This window comes from Salinivibrio kushneri (assembly GCF_005280275.1).
Taxonomy (GTDB): Bacteria; Pseudomonadota; Gammaproteobacteria; order Enterobacterales; family Vibrionaceae; genus Salinivibrio; species Salinivibrio kushneri.
On record NZ_CP040021.1, the window covers coordinates 1,153,984 to 1,172,273 of the forward strand.

Below are 18,290 nucleotides of genomic sequence, written 5' to 3' on the forward strand. Positions count from 1 at the left end.
GGTGATGGTATGTTGTATTTAGAGTTCTTGTTCTTACTGCTAATGCTGTACATCGGCTCCCGATACGGGGGCATTGGGCTGGGCGTGGTCTCAGGGATTGGCTTGGTCATCGAAGTGTTTATCTTCCAGATGCCGCCAACGTCACCGCCCGTGACGGTGATGCTGATTATTCTTGCGGTCGTCACCTGTGCCTCTATCTTGGAAGCCGCAGGTGGCCTTAAGTATATGCTGCAAGTGGCCGAACGATTATTGCGTAAAAATCCGAAACGCGTCACCTTGATTGCACCGTTTGTCACCTATGCCATGACCTTTATGCTTGGTACCGGTCACGCGGTGTATTCCATTATGCCCATTATCGGTGATGTCGCGCTGAAAAATGGTATTCGTCCGGAGCGCCCAATGGCCGCGGCGTCGGTTGCCTCTCAAATCGCGATTACGGCCTCGCCGATCTCCGCAGCCGTGGTGTATTACCTTGCTCAGCTTGCCGATATTCAACATGATATTACGTTAGTCTCGATTTTGTTGGTCACCGTACCCGCCACCTTGTTTGGTACCTTGCTGATGTCCCTGTACAGCTTGCGTCGCGGCAAAGAGTTGGATGACGACCCGGATTACCAAGAGCGCTTACAAGATCCCAAATGGCGCGAGCGTATCGAAAATACCACCGCGACGTCACTCGACGAAGTATTACCCCGTTCCGCGCGCAATGCGGTGTTATTGTTCATTGGTGCCATCGTTACCATTGTGATTATCGCCATGTGGCCAGAAATCCGGACGGTGGCAGGGGAGAGCAAGGCCATCAGCATGTCAGTCGTCATTCAAATGATGATGCTCTGCTTTGGCGGCATCATTCTACTGGCGACCAAAACTGATCCGCGTAATGTGCCCAATGGTGTGGTGTTTAAATCTGGGATGGTAGCGGCCATTGCCATTTTTGGGATTGCTTGGATGTCAGACACTTACTTCCAATATGCGATGCCGCAATTTAAGTCGGGAATTGTGGAGATGGTCACTCAATATCCGTGGTCTTTTGCACTTGCCTTGTTTATCGTGTCAGTGGTTGTTAATTCGCAAGCCGCGACCGCAAGGATGATGTTGCCGGTGGGTCTTGGGTTAGGGCTAGACCCTGCGCTGCTTATCGGCATTATGCCGGCCGTGTATGGGTACTTCTTTATCCCCAACTATCCTTCTGATATTGCAACCGTGAATTTCGATGCTTCCGGCACCACCAAAATTGGTAAATGGTACTTCAACCATTCATTTATGGCGGTCGGCTTAATTGGCGTGGTGAGCGCTTGTGCGCTCGGTTATGTATTAGGGCAGATGTTTATCGCCTAATACACAAAAGGATTTAAAGGAACACAAGGATGCAAGTGAGACGTGCCTCGGTTGAGGACTTGGATGCCATCTTCGCCCTGAATGTACAAATTGGTGACATGCATCATCAACATGCGCCGCATTTGTTTGCAACGCCTGGCCCAAGCGGTCGGGCGTTTTTGCAGCAAGCGCTGCAAGAAGCGGATAAGTACTTTTGGGTGGCAGAGCATCAAAACAAAGTGATTGGCTTTTTGTCGGCAAGGCTGGAGTCGTTTGAACACATTCCTCATCTGGTCGACGATCCCATGTGTCATGTGAATACCATCGTGGTTGATCGTGATGCGCGTGGAACCGGGGCGGGCAAAGCGTTAATGGCTGCGTGCACCCAATGGGCGAAAGACAATCATGCCACTGTGATAAAACTAGAAGTGATGACGTTTAATCAGGATGCACAGGCGTTTTATCAAGCGCTGGGGTTTACTCCAGACTCTATCACCATGATGCAAAGATTGAATTGCGAGCCGGAGGAGCCAGCACAATGATTGATAAAGATACCGTGATGCGGGTGGCACGACCCACTGACAATTTAGCCGATATTACCAACATGTATTGTGATGGGCTGGGGTTTGAGCTATTGGCGACGTTTTCTGGCCATAATGATTTTGATGGTGCCATTATTGGTCACCCACACCACAACTATCATCTTGAATTTACGCATCATCGCGGCACGCATGTCGGTCCAGCGCCCTCACAAGAGAATTTACTGGTTTTTTATTTGCCGGATCACGCCGCATGGCAGGCTGCCTGTCAACAAATTGAAGCCGCTGGGTTTAAACCTGTGCCGAGCTACAATAGCTATTGGGATAAAGACGGGCGTACCTTTGAAGATCTGGACGGTTATCGTGTAGTACTACAAAACCGTGAGTGGGCGTATTAAAAACGGCAAGCCAGAGGTCGACTTGCCGTGCTGCCTACAGATGGGCCAATACTCCCCAATCGACTGAAAGGGGAGCAGGGAAGATTATTTAATTGCGTCCGCTTCTTGTTTTTGACGCGCGCTATGTGTCGGGCCAAAGCAGAATTGAATTTGGTCCGCGCTCGGTGAAGCGGGTGTTGTGGTGCCATCCAGCCAATCATCCCAGCTTTTCACAAATTTATCGGCGAGCTTCTCCGCGGCGCTTTTATTCCACAGCCCCCCTTTAAAGGTCAGCTCCATGACGTTGACGGTAATTTCCGTTTTGTAATGATCTTTCGGTGCACCTTTCCCCGAGCTATGACTGCGTTCCATCATCATAAAGGTTTGCTGAATACCAACGACAATGTCAGTGCCAGTCGCGTTCATGGTGTTTTGAACAAACAAGGTTTTGGTGTTTTGGGTATTCACTCGGCTAGTACACGCCTTGGCAAGGTTCACAATACTGTTTTTAATCAACGGAACATCTTGCTCGGTGATCCCGTCATAGAGGCCAACGACCTTATCAATCAGAGAGTTGTAGTTCTCCTCTTCGTAATGCACCGTGGTGCGCTCTGATTGAGTAACATTAAAAAAGGGCACTTTAAGAATGGAACTCACAAACTCCTGAAACCCTTCGGCATTCTTGTCATTATCTGGGTCTAGCGGATTCCACCCTGTACGGCTTTGAGCGAGACCTAAAATACTCGACACCGCGTTACCGGTAGACTCAGTGAGCAAGTCAACAATTTCACTATGGTTACCAGCGCTAATGGCATCATCTAATTTTTTACCTTGCGCAGATTCGGTTTTAGCATTTTTACCGGCACCGATGGTGTTCTGGCCTGATACTGTGCTGTCACCATCGCGCGGTGCCGCGAAGAGCGTGCTGTGTTGGAGCTGTTGACGGCTCGAGACTAAATTCTGATGATTATTTAGCCAAGTATCAAAGTGCGATGTCAGGTTTTGTGCATCTGAAGCGTTCATAATCGTGTTCCTAATTTCAACAATGTGAATCGTGACTGAATGAGTTTCAATCGCTTAGGCAACAACAAAATACTGCCTACAAAACTAGGCTAGTCTGTTTGGTTTTATTTTCCACCCGTGGACGGAGATAATCCTCTATTGGATTGTGGTGTGTAGCGCTGACTCACTGAAATATAATGTCTGTTTATTGACATTGATTTGACGAAGTTGTGCAGCCTTTGTGTTTTGATGGCAAGACAAGGTGTTAGGAAATGACATGTCTATTTATCAATGCATTAACGGTGTGGCGTTAAGCGTATGCTGAACGGTAATTTGTGGTATCAGCAATCACAGTCATTGGTAAAATAGATTAGCGCGGATGCCTAATGCCTATTAACGTTGTATGAGTCGGGTCAATCATGCACCTCGCCTGATTGCCTATTGACACAATGCGCAAGCTGATTCGTTCTGAATAAAGCTTGTCTAACAATAAGAGCAAGGAGAAAGCAATGTCTCAGCAACGCCCAACGTCGGGAGGCCAGTGCCCTGTTATGCATGGCAGCACGACCTCTGAAGCGATGGCACACAAAACCTGGTGGCCAAACGCGCTTAACCTCGACATTCTTCATCAACATGACAGTAAAACGTCTCCTTTTGATGAGCATTTCGATTATCATGCCGCGCTAAAAACCCTTGATATCGATGCATTAAAAAAGGATGTGAAAGCGCTACTGACCGACAGTCAGTCATGGTGGCCTGCCGACTGGGGACATTATGGCGGTTTGATGATCCGCATGGCGTGGCACTCCGCGGGGAGCTATCGCATTGCCGACGGCCGCGGTGGCGGTGCGACAGGGAACCAGCGTTTTGCGCCTTTGAACTCATGGCCGGACAACGCCAACCTTGATAAGGCTCGTCGTCTGTTGTGGCCCATTAAGAAAAAATATGGCAACAAAATTAGCTGGGCCGATTTAATGTTACTTGCGGGGACGATGGCTTATGAATCGATGGGCTTAAAAACCTATGGGTTCGCATTTGGCCGCGAGGATATTTGGCACCCTGAGAAAGATACCTACTGGGGCGCAGAAAAAGAATGGTTGGCCCCAAGTGATGCTGAGAACAGTCGCTACTCTGGCGAGCGCGATCTGGAAAACCCATTGGCGGCGGTGATGATGGGGCTGATTTATGTCAACCCAGAAGGGGTAGATGGCCATCCCGATCCGCTTAAAACCGCGCAAGATATGCGTGTCACTTTCGAGCGGATGGCGATGAACGATGAAGAAACTGTTGCGCTCACCGCGGGTGGCCATACTGTCGGTAAATGTCACGGCAATGGCGATGCGGAACAACTTGGTCCTGAGCCGGAAGCCGCGGCGATTGAAGAGCAAGGCTTAGGTTGGAACAACCACCAAGCACGTGGCATTGGTCGTGATACGGTCACCAGTGGTATTGAGGGAGCCTGGACCACCCACCCCACGCAATGGGATAACGGCTACTTCTACCTATTGTTTAACTACGAGTGGGAATTGAAGAAAAGCCCTGCGGGCGCGTGGCAGTGGGAGCCTATCGACATCAAAGAAGAAGATAAACCTGTCGATGTGGAAGACCCCACCATTCGTCGTAATCCGATGATGACGGATGCCGACATGGCACTCAAAATGGATCCGACTTATCGCAAAATTGCGGAGCGTTTCTATCAAAATCCCGAGCAGTTAGCGGATGCCTTTGCTAAAGCTTGGTTTAAACTCACGCACCGCGATATGGGACCCAAATCGCGTTATATCGGCCCAGATGTGCCGAGTGAGGATTTGATTTGGCAAGATCCTGTGCCGGCAGGGCGTGCCGATTATGACGTCGCGGCGGTAAAAGCAGATATTGCCAACAGTGACCTGACGCTGGCAGAGAAAGTGACCACCGCATGGGATAGCGCACGGACTTATCGCCAATCCGATAAGCGGGGTGGGGCGAACGGCGCGCGGATCCGCCTAGCACCGCAAAAAGATTGGCTCGGGAACGAACCGGAGCGTCTAGCGAAGGTGATTAACGTGCTGAGTAACATTGCCCAGAAGCATCAGGTTAGTCTGGCCGATACCATCGTGCTAGCAGGCAACCAAGGCATCGAAGAAGCGGCAAAAGCCGCTGGCGTCCCCGTCGACGTCCCCTTCGCACCTGGCCGCGGTGATGCGACCATGGAGCAAACCGATATTGCTTCGTTTGAGGTGTTAGAACCGATTGCAGATGGATTCCGTAACTGGTTGAAAAAGGACTACACCGTTCAGCCTGAGGAGTTACTGCTCGACCGTGCCCAACTGATGGGACTGACAGCCCCAGAAATGACGGTACTGCTGGGAGGGATGCGCGTGCTTGGCACCAATCATGGCGGTACGCAGGAAGGTGTGTTGACTGACCGAGTGGGTCAGCTAAGTCATGACTTTTTCGTCAACCTGACAGACATGGCGTACCAATGGAAACCTGTTGGCCGCAACCGCTATGAAATCATTGCACGCGATTCTGGCGCGGTGAAGTGGACGGCAAGTCGCGTCGATTTAGTGTTTGGCTCTAATTCAATTTTGCGCGCTTACGCTGAGTTCTACGCGCAAGATGATAACCAAGCCAAGTTTGTGCATGATTTTGTCGCGGCGTGGGTGAAAGTGATGAACGCGGACCGTTTTGATCTTCACCACTAGTCGATAACCGAATCAAGATAAACTGTGATCGCCAAGCCGCCTTTTATTGAGAGGCGGCTTTTTATTTGTCTTAAATCAAGCTCGGGCTTGGTTTGTGTCGTGCTACAGGCAGGGGTTTAGTACAGTGAGCTGAGTAAATTCCATCCCATTCTTTTATTTTTACCATCTGGCGGAGTGAATTATGCTAGAGCTGCTCATTGGGCTAGTTGTAACAGTGGCCGTGGGTTACTTCATTGTCAAAGGTTATCGTCCTGCAAGTACCTTACTAACCGCAGGGATTTTATTACTGATTATCACAGGACTAATTGGGCACAGTGTCCTGCCGGCTAAATTGACGTCGACGGGCAACCTGTTTACCGACTCGCTTGAATACGTGAAATACATGCTGCAATACCGGGGTGGCGGCCTCGGAATGCAAATTATGTTGTTGTGCGGCTTTGCGGCCTATATGTCGCACATTGGTGCCAACAACGTCGTGGTGAAACAGTTCTCTAAGCCGCTCTCGGTGATCAAGTCACCCTATGTGCTGCTGGTGGCGGCTTACATCGTGGCCTGTTTGATGTCGCTGGCGGTCAGCTCTGCCACTGGGTTGGGAGTCCTTCTGATGGCCACCTTGTTCCCGATGATGACCGCGATGGGCATTTCTCGTCCTGCTGCCACCGCGGTTTGTGCATCTCCCGCTGCGATTATCTTGTCACCCACGTCGGGCGATGTGGTGATTGCAGCGGAAAAAGCAGGCCTACCGCTTCACGTGTTTGCGGTCGAAACCGTATTGCCGGTCTCTATTTGTGCGATCATTGTGATGGCCGCCGCGGCTTACTTTTGGAATAAATATCTGGATAACAAAGAAAATACGCCGATGGAGCGTGTGGATGTTTCTGAGATAGAAACGCATGCGCCTGCTTATTATGCGGTGTTGCCGTTTTTACCCATTATTGGGGTGTTTTTGTTTAACGGTGAAACTATTCCAGGTCTCTATCTCGATATCTACACCATTGTGGTGCTGTCAATATTTTTGGGGGCATTGGTGGACTTTGCGACCAAGAAATTTGATGGTAGAAGAACACTAGAAGATCTCGACGCCTGCTACGAAGGCATGGCGGATGCCTTTAAAGGCGTGGTGATGCTGTTGGTGGCTGCCGGGGTGTTTGCCCAAGGCTTGATGTCGATTGGTGCGATTGACAACTTATTGGGCTTGGCGGAAAGTGCGGGCGCAGGCGGTATCGCGCTGATGTTGTTGCTAACCCTGCTCACTGTAGCGGCTGCGATTGCGACTGGATCGGGCAATGCGCCTTTCTATGCGTTTGTCGAACTCGCGCCATCGTTAGCCGCGAAGATGGGACTTAACCCAGCCTTTTTGATTATCCCCATGTTGCAAGCCTCTAACTTAGGCCGCACGGTTTCGCCGGTATCAGGCGTGATTGTGGCCACATCTGGGATGGCAAAACTCAGCCCGTTTGAGGTGGTTAAACGCACCTCGGTGCCGGTGCTTTGTGGGTTAATTACCGTGATTATTGGCACCCTTGTATTGGTGCCGATGATGGCGTAACGTCGCAAGGCATGTAAAGCCCGCGTGCAGGTGCTCGCGGGCTTTTTAAATCGTATCGCACCCTTGACCAACACAGTTTGGAAGCAAACAACATGACTGCCCCGACCAAAATCACCTTCTTCTCCACCTTAACGCCCATGGTGGCCGCTGGTGTTAAAACCATCACCATTCGCGATGAGTCCGAAAGTCACTATCAACCTGGTTCGCGTGTCGCGGTGCATCAGCTAGAAACCGATAATTATGTGTGTGACATTGTGATCGACAGCGTTGCGCCGTTAGCGTTCGAGGACATTAATGCCCGCCATGCTGAACAAGAGGGGATGTCACTTTCCGACTTGAAGGCGCTGATTTTGCAAATCTACCCAGAACGCCCGCCGTTGTTTGTGATTGATTTTCACCTTGCTTAACGGTTCGCGCGTGTTCGCAGCGCGTGGACTGGCAGCGCGTGGACTGGCAGTGCGTCTGATTACATCGCGTCTGATTACATCGCGTCTTATAGCGTTTCACAAAAAAGCGCCCGATAACACGGACGCATTGGGACGCTTGACGGTTTATTAGACGATTTTAGGTTGACCATCCGAGGCGGTGGCACCCCCGTCGACGGGGAGATTAACACCGGAAATAAATGACGCATCGTCACTGACAAGAAATGCTACCGCAGAAGCAACCTCTTCAGGCTCTGCTGGACGACCTAGTGCGATACGTTCATTGAACTTATCCCGCACCGATTCAGGCCAGCCATTAGTCATATTGGTTTTGACTAAACTCGGGCAAACGGCATTAATACGCACCCCTTGAAGGCCGTGATCGAGTGCCATGGCACGTGTTAGATTCGCAACCGCGCCTTTTGCAGCACAGTAAAAAGCCGCGCCCCAATCACCGCCCAGGCCTGATACTGACGCCGTATTTACCATCGAGCCTTTGGTTTTTATTAACTCAGGCATGGCGTATTTAGCGCAAAAAACCACACCATCAATATCGACACCTGATACTTTTTCCCAGTCGTCCAATGTGCCGTCAATCACCGAGCCAGGTGTATGCACCCCAGCGTTATTGATCAGCATATCTAACTGACCAAAGTGAGACACCACTTCTTGAATCATGGCTTCTACCGCTTTTGGATCTGAAACATCGACAGAGAGCTTCAAGACGCGATCAGCATCGTATTTTGCAGCTGTGTCATTTAATGCCGCTTGGTTCCAGTCCGCAATGGCCACTTTGGCGCCTTCTTGATAAAGGCGGTCGGTAATCGCGGCGCCAATACCGTTGGCGGCACCGGTAATCAATGCGACTTTTTGGTTAATACCTTTCATTGTGTTCTCCTTTATGTCTGTTTGATCAGGCGAATACCGGATCCATGCTGCCGGCCTTGCGTGGGGCCATTAGCTTAAAGTTGTCGCTGTAGTCCACGGGAATGGCGATAACAGCTGGGCCTTGGGTATCCATGGCTTGTTTCAGTTGAGTGACTAAATCTTCTTGTCGTGTGACCGCAAAGCCTTTAGCGCCAAAGGACTCGGCGTAGGCTTTAAAGTCAATCGGGCCAAATTTCACACCGGAGAAGCGCTGATATTTTTTGACTTCTTGCATCTCTACCATGTTGTAGGCGTTGTCCACCCAGACAATGTGTAGCAAGTTGCATTTGAGGCGGACTGCGGTTTCAAGCTCCATGCTCGATTGCATAAATCCACCGTCTCCGGACACGGACACCACTTTGCGATCGGGGTTGAGCAAGCTCGCACCAATCCCCCAAGGAAGGGCGACGCCCATGGTTTGTTGACCGTTCGAGACCAGTAATTGACGGGAGCGGAAGCAGTTGAGGTAACGGGCGATCCAGATATGGAAGCTGCCCATGTCAAGACACAGTGTGGTGTCTGGCGTGATCACATCCTGCATCGCCTTGATCAAATGCAGTGGATGCATGGCAAAATCTTGATGTGAACGGCTGTATGCTCGAATAGCTTGGCGCTGGTGGGCGACTTCTTCCAGCAGATCGACCGTCGAGGCGGGCATTAACCACTGATGGTCGAGCTGCTCGGTAAGTGCATTAAGGGTTGGCTCAATTTGGCCAACAAGCTCGACACTGGGGCGGTAATAGTGCTCAATTTCTGCAGGGGCCACATCAATATGGACAATATCGGTGTGTTGGGTGTTCCAAAGCTCCGGGTCATACTCAATCGGGCCAAAACCAATGGTGACGATCAGATCAGCGTTCGCTAACAAAAGATCGCCCGGTTGATTATTAAATAATCCGACCCGACCCGCAAAGCGCTGATAGTAGGTGATGTCGACGGTGCCAGCGGCCTGGTAGGTCCCGATGACCGGAAGCTGGGTACGATTGAGTAGGGCGCGAATGGCTGCCGCATTTTCGGGGCGGCTGGCTTGCAAACCGAGTAAAAATACTGGATTACGCGCCGCTTTGATTTTGTTTGCCGCTTCGCGGATAGAGCGTGTATCGGCCACGCCTAGCGGGGCAGGAAATGAGGGGGCGAGTACGCCACTCTCCACGGGTTGGTTGAGAATATCCATCGGTAGACTGACAAAGGCAGCGCCAGGGCGACCGCTTTCTGCCGCACGAAAAGCGTTGGCAAGAATTTCAGAGGTGGCTGAAGCCGCTTGTACTTCGGCACTGTACTTGGTCACCGAATTGAAAATGCTGACGGTGTCGAGGCTTTGGTGGGTTTGTTTTTGTTGATCGGCCCGTTTCACCGCCCCCCCTAAAGCAACCACAGGATCGCCTTCAGAATTGGCGGTCGCCACGCCAGTCACTAGGTTCGTGCAGCCCGGACCGGATGTTGCCATGGTAACGCCCGCTTTACCGGTTAAGCGGCCAATAACACCGGCCATAAAGGCGCCATTCGCCTCATGGCGGACCGGGATCATTTTAATGTTGGTATCTTCAATCGCATCAAAGAGGCGATCAATTTTTGCCCCGGGAATACCAAAGATATAATCGACGCCTTGGCGTTCTAGGTGATTTGCGACCAGTTGTGCGCCTGTGTCCCACTGTGTTGTTTTTGTCATCTTGGGCTCCTCGTGAGGTTAGCTCCCTATGGGAGGTGATATTATTTTTCTGCTTGTTCGATAGCGGCGTGTATGTTGTCCGGGGTTAAGTTCGCGTCGAGGAAGCTGGCATTCGTTGGTAGATCAATGACCAGTTTTGAGACCCGACCAATTTGCAAGGTGCCACAGGCCAATTCGTAGTCTTGAACATGCCCCCCGCCTTGGCGTGTGTCAGTGATAAAGTGCTCGTGATAGCCTGCGACATTGATGCCCTGGGTATACTGTGGGCTGCGAAAGCCAGCAATCACGCCATTGACATGGTCAAAGCGAAACTCAGGCTGCGCGGCGATAGCCTCAAGCATGGGTTTGTACGGCGGAGTTTGTTTGGGCACAGTACGGGTGCGCACATGTTCAAAGGCTCCATCGATACGAACCGCACAAAAAATATTGTCGCTTGGCACCCAGCTATCGATGACATCATGCAGCTCTTGGCGCGACATGGGGTGATCAAAAGACTGGCTGATCTCTGGCTTGAAAAAGGTCATGACCGCAAAGGGAGTCTTTTGCTCCGGATCGGCATGACGCGCCGAGCCATCACTGCGCAGTTGGAATAGGGTTTTATCAAAGGCGATGAGTTCACCGTCGAGTTGGTTGAATGTGCCGAGGCCGAAGTCGCCATGTTTAAGGAGATCGGCCATGGTGGTTTCTCCTTCGTAAACGCCATCAATCAAGGCACTCATCAGTGAGGTTTGATAGATTTCGCCCTCTCCAGTGTGTTGGTGATGTTCAACATAGGCGGCCGCAATGTGCTCGGCGCAGTGGCAGGTTTGGGTGCTCATAAAGCGTCCTCGTTAACCGTGTTTAACAACCGTTCTGATAACCAAACGGTTGGTTGCGTGATACCTATGGCTATGATGCGAGCTGGCGTGGATAGCATCCAATACAAAAAAGGTTGGCTTTGATATCGAAAAGATATGGCACATAAAAAACGTGTTAAGATACTGAATACCAGAAAGTTCTCAGAGGTAAGGTCATGGAGCTAAGGTATTTACGGTATTTTGTAACGGTGGCAGAGTGCCAGCACTTTACCCGCGCAGCTGAAAAGTTGGGCATTGCGCAACCACCACTGAGTCAACAAATTAAAAAGCTAGAGCAAGAGGTGGGGGTGCCTTTGTTTGAACGCTTATCGCGCGGGGTGGCGTTAACACCCGCCGGTCAGGTGCTTTATGATGATGCGGTGAAAATCTTGGCGCAGTTAGATCATGCGGTGCAGCGGGTCAAACAAGTCGCGCGAGGGGAGCGAAATCAACTGCGACTTGGTTTTGCCAGCTCGACGGTGGTGAGCCAAGCGGTGTTAGAGCTTGTTCGGCGGTTACAGCAATCCCATCCAGACATTGATTTTCAACCGATAGAGTTACCCATGCCAGCGTTGGTGGAAACCTTGCGCCAGCAGGATGTCGATCTCGCCTTTCTTCGCCTGCCTTGTTATGCCAGTGAACACGTGGCGCACACGCCGCTTTTTTCTGATCCGTTTAAGCTGGTGGTGCCTGCTCATCATGCTTTTGCCAAGCAGCAAAGCGTGACGTTGTCACAACTAGGGCATGATCCGATTATTCTGTTTCCGCGTGATATTGGCCCCGGATTACACGATGCCTTAGTGGATGGGTTAAAAGGGGCAGGACTGACGCCATCGAATGCTTCGTTGGCGCCGCAATTGCATTCGGCAACGGCGATGGTTTCCGCGGGGTTTGGGATTGCCCTAGTGCCTGAATCATTGACGACGCAACTGAGCGACCATGTTGCTGTGGTCAGCGTTGAGGACATGCCCTTGGTGAGTCACGTCGTGTTGGCGTGGCAGCGTACCAATACTGCTCGGGTGGTACGCCAGTGCATCCATACCGCACGTGAACAAATCGAACGCTTGGCGTCAGAGCCTGTCGCGGGCGACTAAGATTGTTGCGCTGCGCGTTGCAGAAACTCCAATTGCATCCGCTCTTGCTCGTTCATTTGATAGGGCTCGTCGGATAATTGTCTGGTATCGAAAGTACCGAGTGAATAATAGTCTCGTGGGCTGATGCCAAATTGTGCCCGTTCACCGGGATAACCAGACATACGCTCAATGACCACGTCTTTCAGTTGCCATTCATCGCCATAGCCGCGCATTGCGGCTTTGAACGCGCGTAGCGCCAGAGTTTGCTCTCCTTCACTGAGGCGTGTCTTACTGGTTAATGCTGCAACGGGTTGATCGTCAGCAGTAAATAGATTGGCACGCACTCGGTAAATACCGCTTTTGTCGATATCCAAAACCAGTGGTATCACCATATCTGGCCCGCGGCCGAAAACCGGCTTCACCCCTTTCACTTCCGCAATAGGTTGATAAAGACGAAAGTCGGCAGTGAGCACGTCGTCGCCCCCGTCAAAATTGAGAGCCGCTTTGAGGCGAAGCTCAATGGGCCAGTCAGCTTCGGGCTCAATGTTCCACTGTGTCTCTGTCACATTGAGGCGGGTCAATTCCCGATTAGTCTCGACATCAATGACCGACACAGTCGCGTGATTAAAAGAGGCCGGGGTGATCAGTGAGGCTTGAATATTTTCCGGATAAAAGTAGCGGTATTGGTTGAGCTTTAATGCTGCTTTTACCGAGCCATCGAGGATCGGCATCGGCGTCGAGACATATCGATTCCAGTGTAGATAAGGGCTTTGCTTCGATGGAATCGGGATCGAATAGGAGGGATGCTGGATTTGCTCTGCATAGTCGGCCGCAATGTAGCTCAGTGTCGGTGCCATCGAGGTTTGCACGATATCGGGTTCTTCTGGACGATGTTGCGCATTTCGAGGGGTAGACGCTGGCGTCGATGGCTTGTATTCGGCAACGTCGGGCGATGGTTGTTGAATGCTCTGTTCAGCCGTCATTTTGGTGGGCGGCGCGCCGGAAGTATCAAGCCATAGGTAGGCAGTAATGCCAATGGATACGACCAAGGTTACTGCGAGTAGCAGTCGAGTCATAGCAACCCCTAATTAATGTGTTACAGGCACGGTAGCACAGGAAAGAAAAGCGAATCAGTCGTCCTACTGCCCTTGTATCGATGAAAGGGCAGCTTTGTTAATGACGTCACAGTGTATCCGAAATTATTGTGGAAGAGCATGAACCAGCTCTGACAAGGTGTCACGGTCTGAATCACGGACAAAGCGGTATTTCTTGCCGAACCAGCCATCTTCGTCAACGGTCTCGACGGCGATACGAGACTGATCGCCGAGCACAAGCTCTGGATCGGTTGCCGTCACCTTCCCCTTGTGCCAAGGGTTAAAGATAGTGAGGTGGCTGTATTTGTCGCCCATCAACAGTGGATAGTGCGAGGGCATAAAACGTCTAACCCCTTTGTGGACATAATCTAACTGGCCGTCGAACTCAATCGCGGTCGAACAGCTATCAAATGCATCGGCATCGGCAGCGCCACAGGCGGAGTGGGCGGCAACCACACCATCATCACTACCTGGAATAAAGGGAGATGTCGCCCCCAAGAAGTCAGAACCATTTCCGACAAAACGAATACGCGGTACGCGGTTATTAGGCCACATAGCGAGTTGTCGCGCGTTGGCCACTTTCAAGTCGTTCAGTACGCCGATATTGCCCTTGCTGGGGAGTTGTCCCATCCATAGTGACACGGCTTTTTTCATGGCATGATTAAGCCAACCGCCGCCTTCGGTAACATTCACCGCGATATTGGCCAACTCAACGCCGCCACCCGCACCGGCGAAGTCAAAGGTACCGACAATATTAAGAGGTTCGAGCCCTGCGTTGGTCAGCCAGTTTTCTTGATTATCTAACAGGTAGCGAGCGACCAAGTCGCCGGTAGAGTGGGTGACTAAAAGGCAGCCGGACAGACAGGTTTCTTGCTCTGAAAGCCTTTTTAATGCAGGCCATAGATAATCTGAGGCAATCTTTCCTTCGATGCGCTCGTGGGCGGGCCAATCGATACGGGCATCAGCATGCTGTAACCAGTAGTTTTGCCAGTAATCTGAGCCATCCACGGCAACTTGATCACGGTCTGGACGGCTTTGTAGCTGATCGGGTTGAAAACCATGAATTAACACCACGCTGTAAGGACCGATGGCTGAAAAGCTTGCCGCAGACAGCAATAACGAGACGATACAGAGTGCTTTATAAATATATTTCATATTTGTTGCCAGCCTGTTTTGAGTAAACACTCAATATTATATAGCGTATTATGCAATAAATGCCATAGTGATAAATTGGTCAATAAAACAGCATTTAAACGTAAAAAGAAAAAAACACGCTATCCACGTCGTTGTTTTGTATAGTAAACAACCGTATTTTGTGTAAACAGGCATCAGCCGGAACAAGCATTAACCTTATATTGTTAAGGGGTAATGTTTTTATAAATAAACGGATTAATCACATCATTTATTGAAATGTGATCTTGTTTCTAAATAAAACGATGCTTATCGCACTAAATAATTGATTGTTTTATTATTAAAAGAAAAACACTATGATTTATTTCGACAATGTCGCAAGGAAACTTCACAACGGTCACAAGTCAACACGAATTGGATGTCGCGAGACACTTATACTCGAATGCCTTTTAAAACACTCACCTCAGGCGGTGAGCAAGAAGACACTGATTTGTTATGGTTGGGGCAATGAATACATTGGCCAGACATCGTTAGCAAAATCGATCAGTGCACTACGGCGTGCATTGCTTGCAGTTGGTGCGGATGCCTCATTGGTGATCACTGTTCCTAAGTATGGTTATCGGTTAACTGAAGGTATGATCTCCTATCCTCCTGCTGATCTGGTGTGCAGCGATGATGCGTCAGGGCAACACTCGGCATCTTCTAAAGAAACACAACCCGCCCAAACTCAAGCGGTCAGTCAAGGACGACGTAACGCGCCGCTCTACCGGCAGTGTTTGTTAATTGCGATGACATTACTGCTGTGCGTGGCGACAAGCGTGTTCGTGGTTGGAAAAATCAATGGGTGGCGGTGGAGTGATTTGGTTCAGCGAGGAGGATTAAATCAAAAGCGTATTGGGGCGCTTTACGTGTTTTACCCGCCCGGCAGTGAACTTGGTTTTTCCATAGAGCAATTTTTGACCCACAGCCAGTGTAACTGCTTTGTTTATACTGAAAAAAAATATAAGTACGCCACTCTTCTTTTTGTTTCAAAGAAGACACACCGAAGCACGTTTATTCGATACTCTCCGCTCAATATTATTCATGCGACACAAAAAATAGATGAATTTCTCCAACAGGAAAAATAGCGGTCTTATTTGAATTAGCGTTAGCTAAATTAAATGGCATGTTTGGATTTTTGCTCTTTAATGGCTCTGAAAATAGAGCCTATACTCTATTTTTTGTCGCTATAGCCTCCTCCGATCATTGAATAAATATCACATTGAATATCCCGTATACTTTTGAATTAAACTCGATAAGATTATGAAATTTAAGGGTAATTAAATTCAATGCTTTTCATTATTTCTTATTGATTCGTTATGAAAGGGTAAGGGCTGCGACCACCATGACAGTCGCACAATAACTCGTATTAATGCTTGATAAGGAATACGTTAAATGGCGAATAAAACACATGTAACCGCGCTCACGCTGTCCAGCCTATCAATACTGGTTTATGCAGGGCTCGCGCAGGCAAACATATACCCTGATCAAATAGTGCTCGATACCTTAGGCGAGGATCAATGCCGGGCCAACTATCGGCCATTAACGGCAGACGAGGCGAGTACCCACCGCCACTTTTTGATGGATCGCATGGGGAAATGGCAAATCGCTGGACTCGAAGGCGATTGGGCGATCATGGGTAGCGGCTATAACGGTGAAATCAAACACTACGGCCAAACGAAAGATACATGGTGTTATCCCATCAATGATGAGGGCGAGATCCCGGATTACGCCGCGCAAAGCGTACCAGAAGGGACTGAGCTCGATGTCCAATATTCACTGGTTAATAACCGCAGTGAATTTGTCAAGCCGCTGAGTTATCTCGCGCATTACCTGGGTTATGCATGGGTAGGCGGTAACCACAGCGATTACGTTGGTGAAGACATGAACGTTTGGCGTTCCGGCGATCAATGGTTGATCCGCGGCAACAATGATGGTGGATGTGATGGCTACCGCTGTGACGATAAAACCACCATCAAAGTGGATAACTTTGCTTACACCTTAAATGACAGCGATTTTTGGCATGGTGATGTGGTCGAGTCTGATCGCCAGTTAGTTAAAACGGTTTCAGCGGTAGCACGTAATAATACCGATGTTGATCAACAGGTTGTCGTTGATCTTAAAGTCGATGAAGCCACCAATTGGGAGAAAACCAACACCTATGGGTTTGCGCAAAAAGTACAGACAGAAAACGAATTTAAGTGGCCATTGGTCGGCGACACCAAACTCACTATTTCATTTGAGGCGAATCAAAGTTTTGCCAACAGCAACGGTGGCTCGAGCAGTGAGCAAGTGACGCTACAAGCGCGTCCATTTGTTCCGGCGAATTCAGAGATCCCTATTCGCGTTGAACTTTATCGATCGAGCATTTCTTATCCGTATCGCTTTGGCGCCGATATTAGTTATGACGTGACGTTTGACGGCTTCTTGCGTTGGAACGGCAACGCATGGCATTCGCACCCTGAAAATCGTCCTACTTCACGACATACCTTTACGATGGGACGCAGCAGTAAGCCTGAGCACGATATTGCTTACCAGTGGCACCACCGCTATATCCCGGGTGAAGTCAAATGGTGGGACTGGAGCTGGGCCATTGAAAAATACGGACTGCAAAGTATGCAGTGGGCGACAGGAAAGAGCTTGCGTCCTTTCTACTCGTATGTGTCTGGCGACTTCTATGCAGAATCTCAATATGCGGGCACCATTGAAGTTGGACAAGCCAAATCGTTTACCTCTCACCACGCTACGCGTAGCAAGCGGTCTGCGCCCCTGATGGCAAGCCATGATCGCGTAAATGGGGTGGAGCTTATTTCTAACTTTGATTCGGATGAGTTGGCCGCGCTCGGATTTGACAATGCTGAGTTGACGATTAAGCCTGCTCAGTAAGGCGAAACAGCAAGCTGTTAGCAAACGTGCCGCACCCAAGAGGTGCGGCTTTTCTTTTCAGATGGCTGTTGGGGGGCGTCCGACCTCAAGAACTTGTGCGATAGTTGCAGAACAGTGCTTTCATAGACTAATTCATTGGCGCAATATTGACGCGTTGAATTTGCTCACGCCTCTAGCTTGCTGCTCAGTGCTTTGAGGTGGCGAGCAGGTGTCCCTCCGTATAGACTGTCAGGCGGCACGTCGTGCTTAACCACCGAGTTGGCGGCGATGACGCTGCGTGCCCCGATCGTGACGCCCTGACAGATAACCACATTGCCGCCAATCCACACATCGTCTTCCACCACGATGGGTTTGCACCAAGTCTCCCACGCGCGCCGGCTTTGATAATCGAGAGAGTGGGTAGGGGTGTAAAACTGGGTATTGGGGCCAATCAGCACATGGTGACCAATCGTGATCGGAGCGCCATCGAGCATAGTGACATTCATATTGATTAAGGTATTGCTGCCAACCCGAATGGTCTCACCAAACTCACAATGGAACGGCGGTTGGATCACCGAACCTTCGCCGATAGCACTCAATAACTCGCGCAGCAATTTCTGCCTTGTCGTCGCCTCTATTGTTTGATTGAATGCCAGTAAGGTTCGTGTGGCATGGTCTCGCCTGATATCAATAGAGCCATCACTGTCATCGAAGACAAGTCCTTGGCACATCTTTTCCCATTCGGTCATGGTTTCTCCTT

Annotated in this window: 16 protein-coding genes; 9 read left to right on the top strand and 7 right to left on the bottom strand. The window is 50.1% G+C overall.

The window, feature by feature from the left end; genetic code table 11:
- Positions 1-9: 9 nt before the first annotated feature.
- From FCN78_RS05550 to FCN78_RS05560, 3 genes are read left to right on the top strand one after another with little or no spacing between them, the layout of a single operon-like run.
- Complete coding sequence (locus tag FCN78_RS05550; RefSeq protein WP_077649658.1) at positions 10-1,338, top strand: anaerobic C4-dicarboxylate transporter; 1,329 nt, start codon at positions 10-12, stop codon at positions 1,336-1,338.
- A gap of 29 nt (positions 1,339-1,367) precedes the next feature.
- Positions 1,368-1,859, top strand: coding sequence for a GNAT family N-acetyltransferase (locus tag FCN78_RS05555; protein WP_077649659.1), 492 nt, complete (start codon positions 1,368-1,370; stop codon positions 1,857-1,859).
- The gene (locus FCN78_RS05560) at positions 1,856-2,254 is read left to right on the top strand and encodes a VOC family protein (RefSeq protein WP_077522505.1); all 399 of its coding nucleotides are present in this window, start codon (positions 1,856-1,858) and stop codon (positions 2,252-2,254) included. The genes FCN78_RS05555 and FCN78_RS05560 overlap by 4 nt, the downstream gene beginning before the upstream one ends.
- An 84-nt stretch (positions 2,255-2,338) precedes the next feature.
- On the opposite strand, the gene FCN78_RS05565 is transcribed toward FCN78_RS05560, so the two are convergent.
- Positions 2,339-3,256, bottom strand: coding sequence for a hypothetical protein (locus tag FCN78_RS05565; protein WP_077459172.1), 918 nt, complete (start codon positions 3,254-3,256; stop codon positions 2,339-2,341).
- 488 nt (positions 3,257-3,744) lie between these two features.
- Between FCN78_RS05565 and katG the strand changes: the two genes are divergently transcribed.
- The 3 genes from katG (at position 3,745) to yqfB (ending at position 7,878) form a co-directional block, all read left to right on the top strand.
- Complete coding sequence (gene katG / locus FCN78_RS05570) at positions 3,745-5,922, top strand: catalase/peroxidase HPI (RefSeq protein WP_077659511.1); 2,178 nt, start codon at positions 3,745-3,747, stop codon at positions 5,920-5,922.
- A 181-nt stretch (positions 5,923-6,103) separates the two neighbouring features.
- Positions 6,104-7,471, top strand: a complete 1,368-nt coding sequence (gene dcuC / locus FCN78_RS05575; protein ID WP_077659512.1) for an anaerobic C4-dicarboxylate transporter DcuC — start codon at positions 6,104-6,106, stop codon at positions 7,469-7,471.
- A gap of 92 nt (positions 7,472-7,563) precedes the next feature.
- Positions 7,564-7,878 (top strand): N(4)-acetylcytidine aminohydrolase, encoded by a 315-nt coding sequence (gene yqfB / locus FCN78_RS05580; RefSeq protein ID WP_077600634.1) that lies wholly within the window; start codon positions 7,564-7,566, stop codon positions 7,876-7,878.
- Positions 7,879-8,025: 147 nt separating this feature from the next.
- Here yqfB and budC read toward each other — a convergent pair whose 3' ends face one another.
- Genes budC through budA form a run of 3 tightly spaced genes read right to left on the bottom strand, consistent with a single transcriptional unit; the run spans position 8,026 to position 11,310 of the window.
- Positions 8,026-8,784 (bottom strand): meso-2,3-butanediol dehydrogenase, encoded by a 759-nt coding sequence (gene budC / locus FCN78_RS05585; protein WP_077659513.1) that lies wholly within the window; start codon positions 8,782-8,784, stop codon positions 8,026-8,028.
- Positions 8,785-8,809: 25 nt separating this feature from the next.
- Positions 8,810-10,492 carry an acetolactate synthase AlsS gene (gene alsS / locus FCN78_RS05590; RefSeq protein WP_077659514.1) on the bottom strand — a complete coding sequence of 561 codons (1,683 nt, stop codon included), beginning with the start codon at positions 10,490-10,492 and terminating at the stop codon, positions 8,810-8,812.
- A 41-nt stretch (positions 10,493-10,533) separates the two neighbouring features.
- Entirely contained in the window at positions 10,534-11,310 is a 777-nt protein-coding gene (gene budA, locus FCN78_RS05595) for an acetolactate decarboxylase (protein WP_077659515.1), read from the bottom strand.
- Positions 11,311-11,504: 194 nt separating this feature from the next.
- On the opposite strand from budA, the gene FCN78_RS05600 reads away from it, so the two are divergent.
- Positions 11,505-12,422, top strand: a complete 918-nt coding sequence (locus FCN78_RS05600) for a LysR family transcriptional regulator (protein ID WP_069362570.1) — start codon at positions 11,505-11,507, stop codon at positions 12,420-12,422.
- On the opposite strand, the gene FCN78_RS05605 is transcribed toward FCN78_RS05600, so the two are convergent.
- Together FCN78_RS05605 and FCN78_RS05610 are read right to left on the bottom strand one after the other, a co-directional pair.
- On the bottom strand, positions 12,419-13,477 hold the full coding sequence (locus FCN78_RS05605) for a hypothetical protein (protein ID WP_077659516.1): 1,059 nt from the start codon (positions 13,475-13,477) through the stop codon (positions 12,419-12,421). The two genes, FCN78_RS05600 and FCN78_RS05605, sit on opposite strands and share 4 nt — an antisense overlap.
- Before the next feature lie 123 nt (positions 13,478-13,600).
- Positions 13,601-14,650 (bottom strand): hypothetical protein, encoded by a 1,050-nt coding sequence (locus FCN78_RS05610; protein WP_077659517.1) that lies wholly within the window; start codon positions 14,648-14,650, stop codon positions 13,601-13,603.
- Positions 14,651-14,982: 332 nt separating this feature from the next.
- Between FCN78_RS05610 and FCN78_RS05615 the strand changes: the two genes are divergently transcribed.
- Positions 14,983-15,753, top strand: coding sequence for a transcriptional regulator (locus FCN78_RS05615; protein WP_077659518.1), 771 nt, complete (start codon positions 14,983-14,985; stop codon positions 15,751-15,753).
- Positions 15,754-16,060: 307 nt separating this feature from the next.
- A complete protein-coding gene (locus FCN78_RS05620; RefSeq protein ID WP_077522523.1) occupies positions 16,061-17,551 on the top strand; it encodes an aerolysin family beta-barrel pore-forming toxin in 1,491 nt (496 codons plus the stop codon).
- Positions 17,552-17,715: 164 nt separating this feature from the next.
- On the opposite strand, the gene FCN78_RS05625 is transcribed toward FCN78_RS05620, so the two are convergent.
- The gene (locus tag FCN78_RS05625; protein ID WP_077659519.1) at positions 17,716-18,279 is read right to left on the bottom strand and encodes a sugar O-acetyltransferase; all 564 of its coding nucleotides are present in this window, start codon (positions 18,277-18,279) and stop codon (positions 17,716-17,718) included.
- Positions 18,280-18,290 lie beyond the last annotated feature (11 nt).